Origin of the sequence: Pseudoclavibacter helvolus (assembly GCF_049707175.1) — a bacterium.
Taxonomy (GTDB): domain Bacteria; phylum Actinomycetota; class Actinomycetes; order Actinomycetales; family Microbacteriaceae; genus Pseudoclavibacter; species Pseudoclavibacter helvolus_A.
In genome coordinates, this window is the sequence record NZ_JBNAFM010000016.1 from 86,072 (window position 1) to 94,102 (window position 8,031).

Here is an 8,031-nt window from a genome sequence, read left to right on the forward strand (position 1 = left end):
AGGAGGCGCACATGAAGCACAGATTCACCAGGGTGGCCGCTGCCGCCGTCGGGGTACTCGCCCTCTCGGCGAGCCTCAGCGGCTGCAGCACTGACGCCGACGAGGGGGTGACGACCCTCAACTTCTTCCAGTACAAGGGAGAGGCGATCGAGGACTTCGCGAAGATCATCGAAGACTTCGAGGCGGAGAACCCCGACATCAAGGTCGTGCAGAACCAGATCGCCGATTCCGAGACGGCGATCCGCACGCTCCTCGTCAAGGACCGCACGCCCGACGTCATCACCCTCAACGCAAACGGCAACTTCGGCCGCCTCGCCGAGGCGGGTGTCTTCCACGACTTCAGCGACGACCCCGTGCTCGACACGATCAGCCCCGCCGTGCAGGAGATCCTCGCCGAGCTCGGCAACGCGGAAGGCGAGGTGAACGGCCTCGGCTACGTCAATAACGCCAACGGCATCATCTACAACCGCGAGATCTTCGACGAGCAGGGCATCGAGGTGCCCACGACCTGGGACGAGCTCATCGCGGCCTGCGACAAGCTCGAGGCCGCGGGCATCACGCCCTTCGCGGGCACCCTCGCCGACAGCTGGACCGGCATGCCCTCGTGGAACGCCATCGGCGCCTACGCCACGCAGGACGGCTTCTTCGATGAGCTGCGCGCCGAGGGCGACACGGTCGGCCCCGACTCGGCGGTCTCCTTCGAGAAGGACTTCCCCGACACCATGGCGAAGCAGCAGCAGCTCTTCGGCTACGCGCAGGACGGCTACCGCGGCGCCTCCTACGACGACGGCAGCGCCCTCTTCGCCAACGGCGAGGTCGCGATGCTCATGCAAGGCATCTGGGCCCTCAGCCCGGTGAAGAACATCAACCCCGACATCGACGCGGCGATCTTCCCCTACCCCGTGCCAGAAAACCCAGACGACCGGATGCTCGTGTCGGGTGTCGACGTCGTCGTCACGATGGGCAAGGACACGCCTCACGCGGAAGAAGCGATGCGCTTCATCGACTTCATGTTCAAGAAGGAGACCGTCGAGCAATACGCGGCCTCCCAGACGATGATCCCCGCCGTCGTGGGCGCCGAACTGAGCGACGACCCCGCCCTGCAATCGGTGAAGCCATACTTCGACGCGGGCAAGATCACCGGCTTCATCGACCACCAGGTGCCGCCTGCGATCCCGCTCGTCGGGATCATCCAAGAGTCGCTGTTCGCGAACGACGGCGGCGGCGCGGCCCTCGCCACCCTCGACAACGAGTGGCGCAAGGTCGCCGCCCGCACGATCCCGCTGACGGAGGACTGACATGGCCACGCTCACGCAAGCAGTCCGCACCACCGCGGGCGGACCCGACACCAAGCGCGCATCCCGCACCCGACACAACGGCTCGCGCGCCGGCTCCAGCTACTACTGGATGGTGTGGCCCGCGGTCATCGCCTTCGCCGCCTTCCACACGGTGCCCATGATCGTCAGCATCTTCTTCAGCTTCACGAACTACGCCGGCTACGGCGAATGGAACGCCGTCGGCTTCGCGAACTACGTCAACCTGTTCCGGGATGATCGCGTGCTGGAGGCGTACGGGTTCTCGTTCCTGTTCGCGATCGTCGCGACGATCCTCACCAACGTCATCTCGCTCGCCATCGCCCTTGGCCTGCACGCCAAGATCAAGGCGCGGAACTTCTTCCGCGGCGTCTTCTTCGTGCCGTACGTGCTCGCGATCCTCGTCATCGGCTACGTCTTCCAGTTCATCTTCTCGAACTCGCTCCCGAAGCTGCTCCCGAACATCCCGTTCATCGCCGAGAACATCCTCACCAACCCCGACCTGGCCTGGGTCGCCATCGTGATCCTCGCCGTCTGGCAGTCGTGCGCGTTCTCGATCATCATCTACCTCGCCGGACTCCAGACCATCCCAGCCGACCTCTACGAGGCGGCGTCGCTCGACGGCGCCTCCCCGTGGCGACAGTTCAGCTCGATCACCTTCCCGCTCATCAGCGCCTTCTTCACCATCAACGTGGTGCTGAGCCTCAAGGGGTTCCTGCAGGTCTTCGACCCGATCATCTCGCTCACCAACGGCGGACCGGGCACCTCCACCGAGTCGGTGACGATGCTCATCTTCCGAGGCGGCTTCTCGGGCGGCGAGTTCGCCTACCAAACCGCCAACGCGGTGATCTTCTTCATCGTCATCACCGTCATCTCCCTCCTGCAATTCCGGGTCCTTCAGCGTCGAGAGGCCGATTTCTGATGTCAACTGCAACCACCACCACCGCCCAGGAACTCGCTGTAGCCCCACTCGACGAGCAGCCCGTCGCCAAGCGCGTGCGCCGCAAGCGAGTGCGCGAGAGCGACGACGACAGCCGCAAGACCAACTGGTGGGCGACCGCCCTCATCGCGGTCTGCTCGCTCACCGTCCTCATCCCCCTCTACCTCGCGGTCGCCGTCGCTCTGAAGACGCCAGAGCAGGTCGCCAACGGCACGGGCTTCGAGCTACCGTGGCCCATCCGTTGGGAGAACTTCGCCGACGCCTGGGAGCGCACCGAGTTCCCGCAGGCACTCCTCAACACGGGGCTCATCACGGTCGGGTCGGTGGTCTTCACGCTGCTCACGAGCTCGCTCGTCGCCTACGCCCTGGCCCGCAACCTGCAGAAGCGCTTCTTCAAGGGCGTCTACTTCTACCTGCTCGCGGCGCTCTTCGTGCCGTTCCCCATCATCATGCTGCCGCTCGTCAAGCAGACGTCGCTGCTCGGCCTCGACAACCCGTTCGGCCTGATCGTGCTCTATACGATCTACGGGCTGTCGCTGAACATCTTCATCTACACCGCCTACATCCGCTCCATCCCCTTGGAGCTCGAAGAGGCGGCGCGCATCGACGGAGCCTCCACGTGGCGCGTGTTCTGGCAGATCATCTTCCCGCTCCTGGGGCCAATGAACGCGACCGTCGGCATCCTCACCTGCGTGTGGGCGTGGAACGACTTCATCATGCCGCTCGTCATCCTCACCGACCCAGGCGCGCGCACCCTGCCGCTCGCGCAGTACGTATTCCAGGGCCAATACAACACCGACTACACGGTCGCGTTCTCGTCCTACCTCATGGCCATGGCGCCGCTGCTCATCGTCTACGTGTTCTCACAGCGCTGGGTGATCTCCGGGGTCACGCGGGGGTCGATCAAGTAGCGGATGCGTGCCGCTGAGGCGCGCGCGGGCCCGTCAGCGCCAGTCGGCCATTGCGACGGCGAGCGCCTTACGGGCCCGCGCGATGGCGCCGCGCACCGTGCTGGTGGGGATCCCGAGCTCGTCCGCGATGTCCTGGTAGCTCAGCGACTCGAGCTCGCGCAGCACCCAGCATCGGCGCTGCTGCTCGGGGAGGCGAGACAGGGCCACGTGGAGGGCCGCGGAGAGCAGCGCAAGCTGCGCATTGGTCGTCGGCGATTCATCTTCCGACGCCGCGCAGTCGCGATCGTCGACCCGGTCGTGCTCACGTCGGCGGCGGAGCGCGTCGATGCTCCGCGACGCGACGATGCGCAGCATCCACGACCGGACGGCCGCCAGGTCCTTGAGCGTTGAGAGCTTGGTCCACGCGTGCGCAAGCGACTCCTGCACGACGTCGTCGGCCTCGGCGTCCGAGCCGAGGCGCCGACGGGCGCAGACATACATGAGGGTCCGGTAGCGCTGCACGAGGAGATCGAAGGCGCGCGCGTCGCCGATCGAGGCGAGCCCCGCGAGGAACTCGTCGCTGTCGTCGGCGGATGCGACGCTCCGGTACTGCGGGAAGGTCGGCGTCGCCATCCGGCCCGCGCGAGGCATGCTCGGCACACGGTGCGGCGTGAGGCTTACGCGTGCCATATCGGCTGCGGGCGCTGCGTCGATTGCGAGCATCTGCGGTGTCCCCACTCTCGGCGAGCCTGGCCACGTGGCCAGTTCGCGTCGTTGCTGAGGAGCTCCGCATGTGGTGGAGCGGCGTGCGGTGCCCGAACGCGTCACCGCGTCTGGCCTCTCTTCGTAGCCGAGGCCAGACGGGATTGCGAGAGCTTTCGCTGCGGGTGTGCCAGTCGTGTGCAACTGCGTTCTTTCTCGATCGATTCGTCTCGTGGCTTGCCAGAAGCGGATAGTTAGTTAGACTAGCTATATGCCCGAGACGAGGATCGACCAGGAAGCTGAGAGCAGGCAGGTAGCCCGCACAGATGGCTACTGGGATGTGTACCAGCGCAGGACACTGCCGACGGAAGCGCTCGCAATCTGCGGCACCGGCATCATCATCAGCGCCGGGATCATCACCGCCATCGCGACGCTCTTCTAGGCGGGAGTCGCGAGGCGCGCCCGCGACCGGACGGCGGGACGCAGCCGACGGAACGCGAGCCAGCGCCGCCGCACGGCGGGCCTGGGCTGCCGCACGGCGAGCAAGCGCGGCCGCATGGCGCTACACCGCCGTCGCGAAGACGACGACGTTCTTGTCGTAGTGCCCGATGTCGCGGTCGAAGTAGCCACCGCAGGTAATGAGACGCAGCTCATCGCCGGGCACGGCGCCGAACACGCGCGCGGTCGGGAAGTCGTTCTTCTCAACGGTGACAATCTCAGTGACCTGGTAGCTCGTCACGCCGCCTTCGACGTCGCTCACCTCGACCACGTCACCCTGAGTGAGCTCATCCAGCCGAAAGAACGCGGCCGGCCCCGCGAGGCCGTCGACGTGGGCCGCGATAACCGTCGGCCCGCGCCCGCCGGGCTTACCGCCACCCGTGAACCAGCCGATCTCGTCGAAGTCGACGGGCACTTCCATCTTCCCGTCGGGGGCGATACCGAGGTCGATGAGCGATTCGCTCACGTCGATCGCGGAAATGGAAACAGCTGTGGGCGCGACGCCCTCCGGCAGGACGTTCACGCCGCTCGCGGGCGGCGGCACCTCCGGCGTGGGCACTGCAGAGGGCGCGACCGCTGCCGCAGACGGCTCCGCTGGGCTCGCGTCGGCTGCAGCCGTCGACGACGAGGCCGTCTCGGGAACCGTCACGTCTCCGCTGGGTGTTGCCGCGCATCCGCTAACAAGCAGCAACGCGGCGACCACGAGCGCCGGGACGCGCACCGCGCGCCCCGACACCCGAACGAGGTTCCTGGTCACTGACCCGATGTCGCGCGAGCCTTGCGCCGGGCCGCGATGCCCGCGACGCCGACTGCGGCGAGGCCGCCGAGGCCGAGGAAGCCGAGGGTCGTCACATCGAGCCCACCGGCCGCGGCCGTGCCGCCAGCACCGGTGTCGACGCCGCCAACCGGCACCTGCACGAGCTGGCCGCGAACGACGCCGGCCTTGAAGTCAGCCGTGTGCGAGTCGCCCGTGAAGCCAGCCGGGTTCGCCTCGATCTGCTTGAGCGTGAACCCCTCGCCCGTGTCGGTTCCTGCGTCACTGTTGAGGCCCGTCGTAAACGGACCCTCGAGGCACCCGCTGCTCGTGCGCGTGCCGTCACCGTTGTCGGTCGGGTTCGGGAAGGCGATACGCGGCGGGCCGGCCTCACCCTCGGCGGCCTCATGGATGTGGGTGGCCGTCTTCGCGGGGCTCTCGTACTCGCCCGTGACGCCGGTCAGAGTGATGTCGTAGCAGATGATGTTCAGGTCGGAGTTGATGCGGAAGTCGAACTGGCCCATCGCGCCCGGCTCACCGGGGGTGGCGACGCCGTCGTTGTTGATGACCGCGTCGGGGGTCGCCATGACGGTGTAGGCGCTCGTGAACGAGTCCGGCTCGGCGACCTCCGTCTCGGCGGTCGCCGGGGCGGCGGCGACCAGAGCAATGGCGGCGACAGCGGTGGCGCCGAGGGTGAGCGACTTCGCGAACGTGTGCTTGGGCATGAGGGGTGCCTTCCTGCTTCGCAGCTCCCGGATGGAGCCGTCGTACAGGGGCATACGGCGCGGACGTGCTCGGCGTTCATCGGAGTCCGAAGTTTTTTCGCGCCGATTTTGAACGCGACACCGAAAGCATCAGTACTTCCCTTTATCAGCCGCAGTTGACACGACGGAGGGAGCAGCCGTGCGCACCGCCGTTATCGTTGACCCCGCAAGGGGGCCGGCGACGAGAGGACACGCACGGATGGCGGATGCGCCGCGCTCCTTCGACCTCCACTCGGCCTTCCGCGACCACGGCGGCGTCCTCCTCGGCTTCAGCGTCAACACACTCCGCGACCGGGCCCTCGCCGAGGATTGCGTGCAGGAGATCTTCCTCCGCGCGTGGCGGGCCCGCGACAGCTTCGACCCGGCGAGGGGCGGCGAACGCACCTGGCTCTTCGCGATCGCCCGCAACGTCATCGCCGACACGCTGCGCGCGCGGGACCGACTGCCACGCGTCGCCGCGAGCGATGCATCCGCTGGCCACCTGGACCTGCCGGCCGAGACACCCGACCCCCTCACCGGGCTCGGCCTCGCCGAGGCACTCGCCCGACTGCCGGACGAGCAGCGGCAGGCGATCGTCGCCATCCACCTCACGGGGTACAGCTACGCTGAATTCTCCGCCCACAGCGGGGTGCCTGTCGCCACACTCCGCACCCGCGTCTTCTACGGCCTTCGCGCCGTGCGCGGCCACCTCGACGAACCAGGAGGAGCTCGTGACTGACCACAACGAAGAAAGCCGCGCCGAGCTCATCGCGGCCGCCCTCTCGGGCGACCTCTCGGCGAGCGAATCGACCGAGTTCGAGCGGATGCGCGCAGCCGACCCCACGATCGACGCCGAACTCACAGACCTCCAGGGGATGACCGGACGCATTTCTGGGACGCCCGAGTGGATGGAGGCGGAGCCAAGCGACGGGCTGCGCGAACGGGTGCTGGGGATCGCGGCAGCGGATGAGGCCGGGGGCTCAGCTGAAGCGTCAGAGGTGGTCGGCGCGGGAGCGGTCGACGCGGGAGCGGTCGGCGCGGGAGCGGTCGGCGCGGGAGCGGTCGGCGCGGGAGCGGTCGACGCGGGAGCGGTCGACGCGGGAGCGGTCGACGCGGGAGCGGTCGACGCGGGAGCGGTCGACGCGGGAGCGGTCGAGGCAGGAGCGGGGGCCGGCGGGGGTTCGGTTGGGGCTGGGGCTAGGGCTGGGGCTGGGGCTGGGGCTGAGAGTCGAGCCGGGGCTGGAAGCGAGGCCGGGGCCCTGGGTGCGGGTGTCGCGGGAAAGCCCCTTGGGCCCGAGGCACCAAGCGCTGGCCGACGCGATGGCCATGGTGGCGCGGGCACCGAGAGCGGCCCGTCGGATGCGCATGGCGCAGGGACCGAGAGCGACCCGCAGAATGCGCGGATCACGCCGCTGCGACGGACCCGATTCGGCGGAGAGGTGCTGCTTGGAGTCGCCGCCGCAAGCCTTGTGATCGGCGCCGTCGGAGGATTCCTGCTCCCCCGGGCCGAAACTCCGCCCCCGGTCGGCGAACCTGGCACTCTCGGAGCCGTCGAGGGCGTGGATTTCCAGGGCGAACCCGCCGGAGTCGAGATCGACGGAAGCGTTGTCGCGCACACGTGGGGCACTGAGACCCTTCTGACCGTGAACGGACTACCGAGCGGCGAGTTCTACTCGGTTGTGGTCGTCGATGAGGCTGGCGAGGACGTCGGCTCCGGAACCTTCCTAGGCTCCGAGGTCGAGATCAACTGCGCCGTGAACGCCGCAGCCCTACGCGAGGACGTCGCGAGCGTGGAGATCCGCGGCAAGAGCGGCGATGTCGTCGCGTCGGCAGCGTTGCCACGAGTTGAGGGGTAGTCGCCAGCAAGCCCCTCGAAGCGCGTCGCCGCTCGAAGCTCGTAGCTCGTAGCCCGTAGCTTTCGAACCACACCGGGCACGCGGGGTAGCCGCGCGCTTTGTCGGTGGTCGGTGGTGTCCTTGCGAACATCGCTGCGAGAACCAGCGAACCAGTCGTAGAAAGCAACGCCTCGGAATCTGAGCAAAACTAGAACATAGTCACGAAATTCTCAGAATAAGTCCTGTTCAGAGCTTGCTTGGACCGAGACAATGGGCTACGCTGGTGGTGATCTTGGGGGAGGTCATCGTGGCATCGGAGTCATTCAGGGGTTCGTCTCGTGAGACGGCGGTTGTGG

9 protein-coding genes are annotated in these 8,031 nt (G+C 67.5%); 6 read left to right on the forward strand and 3 right to left on the reverse strand.

Annotated elements, in window-relative coordinates; all coding sequences use genetic code 11:
• Positions 1–11: 11 nt before the first annotated feature.
• From ACPYN9_RS13475 to ACPYN9_RS13485, 3 genes are read left to right on the forward strand one after another with little or no spacing between them, the layout of a single operon-like run.
• On the forward strand, positions 12–1,298 hold the full coding sequence (locus ACPYN9_RS13475) for an ABC transporter substrate-binding protein (RefSeq protein ID WP_424467054.1): 1,287 nt from the start codon (positions 12–14) through the stop codon (positions 1,296–1,298).
• A 1-nt stretch (position 1,299) separates the two neighbouring features.
• Positions 1,300–2,235, forward strand: coding sequence for a carbohydrate ABC transporter permease (locus tag ACPYN9_RS13480; RefSeq protein ID WP_424467055.1), 936 nt, complete (start codon positions 1,300–1,302; stop codon positions 2,233–2,235).
• On the forward strand, positions 2,235–3,164 hold the full coding sequence (locus ACPYN9_RS13485) for a carbohydrate ABC transporter permease (protein ID WP_424467056.1): 930 nt from the start codon (positions 2,235–2,237) through the stop codon (positions 3,162–3,164). Before ACPYN9_RS13480 ends, ACPYN9_RS13485 begins: the two co-directional genes overlap by 1 nt.
• 33 nt (positions 3,165–3,197) lie before the next feature.
• Here the strand turns inward: ACPYN9_RS13485 and ACPYN9_RS13490 are convergent, their stop codons facing one another.
• Positions 3,198–3,866 (reverse strand): RNA polymerase sigma factor, encoded by a 669-nt coding sequence (locus ACPYN9_RS13490; RefSeq protein ID WP_424467057.1) that lies wholly within the window; start codon positions 3,864–3,866, stop codon positions 3,198–3,200.
• A 250-nt stretch (positions 3,867–4,116) separates the two neighbouring features.
• On the opposite strand from ACPYN9_RS13490, the gene ACPYN9_RS13495 reads away from it, so the two are divergent.
• Positions 4,117–4,287, forward strand: a complete 171-nt coding sequence (locus ACPYN9_RS13495; RefSeq protein ID WP_424467058.1) for a hypothetical protein — start codon at positions 4,117–4,119, stop codon at positions 4,285–4,287.
• A gap of 120 nt (positions 4,288–4,407) precedes the next feature.
• On the opposite strand, the gene ACPYN9_RS13500 is transcribed toward ACPYN9_RS13495, so the two are convergent.
• On the reverse strand, positions 4,408–5,100 hold the full coding sequence (locus ACPYN9_RS13500) for a class F sortase (protein WP_424467059.1): 693 nt from the start codon (positions 5,098–5,100) through the stop codon (positions 4,408–4,410).
• Positions 5,097–5,822 carry a CHRD domain-containing protein gene (locus ACPYN9_RS13505; protein WP_424467060.1) on the reverse strand — a complete coding sequence of 242 codons (726 nt, stop codon included), beginning with the start codon at positions 5,820–5,822 and terminating at the stop codon, positions 5,097–5,099. The genes ACPYN9_RS13500 and ACPYN9_RS13505 overlap by 4 nt, the downstream gene beginning before the upstream one ends.
• A gap of 178 nt (positions 5,823–6,000) precedes the next feature.
• On the opposite strand from ACPYN9_RS13505, the gene ACPYN9_RS13510 reads away from it, so the two are divergent.
• Both ACPYN9_RS13510 and ACPYN9_RS13515 read left to right on the forward strand, forming a co-directional pair.
• Positions 6,001–6,579, forward strand: a complete 579-nt coding sequence (locus ACPYN9_RS13510; protein WP_424467061.1) for an RNA polymerase sigma factor — start codon at positions 6,001–6,003, stop codon at positions 6,577–6,579.
• Complete coding sequence (locus ACPYN9_RS13515) at positions 6,572–7,696, forward strand: hypothetical protein (RefSeq protein ID WP_424467062.1); 1,125 nt, start codon at positions 6,572–6,574, stop codon at positions 7,694–7,696. The genes ACPYN9_RS13510 and ACPYN9_RS13515 overlap by 8 nt, the downstream gene beginning before the upstream one ends.
• Positions 7,697–8,031: the final 335 nt, after the last annotated feature.

What these genes read in the sequence shown, in the direction of transcription:
- ACPYN9_RS13475 (WP_424467054.1), top strand. Translation starts at nt 12, where the DNA reads ATGAAGCACAGATTCACCAGGGTGGCCGCTGCCGCCGTCGGGGTACTC.
- ACPYN9_RS13480 (WP_424467055.1), top strand. Translation starts at nt 1,300, where the DNA reads ATGGCCACGCTCACGCAAGCAGTCCGCACCACCGCGGGCGGACCCGAC.
- ACPYN9_RS13485 (WP_424467056.1), top strand. Translation starts at nt 2,235, where the DNA reads ATGTCAACTGCAACCACCACCACCGCCCAGGAACTCGCTGTAGCCCCA.
- ACPYN9_RS13490 (WP_424467057.1), bottom strand. Translation starts at nt 3,866, where the DNA reads ATGCTCGCAATCGACGCAGCGCCCGCAGCCGATATGGCACGCGTAAGC.
- ACPYN9_RS13495 (WP_424467058.1), top strand. Translation starts at nt 4,117, where the DNA reads ATGCCCGAGACGAGGATCGACCAGGAAGCTGAGAGCAGGCAGGTAGCC.
- ACPYN9_RS13505 (WP_424467060.1), bottom strand. Translation starts at nt 5,822, where the DNA reads ATGCCCAAGCACACGTTCGCGAAGTCGCTCACCCTCGGCGCCACCGCT.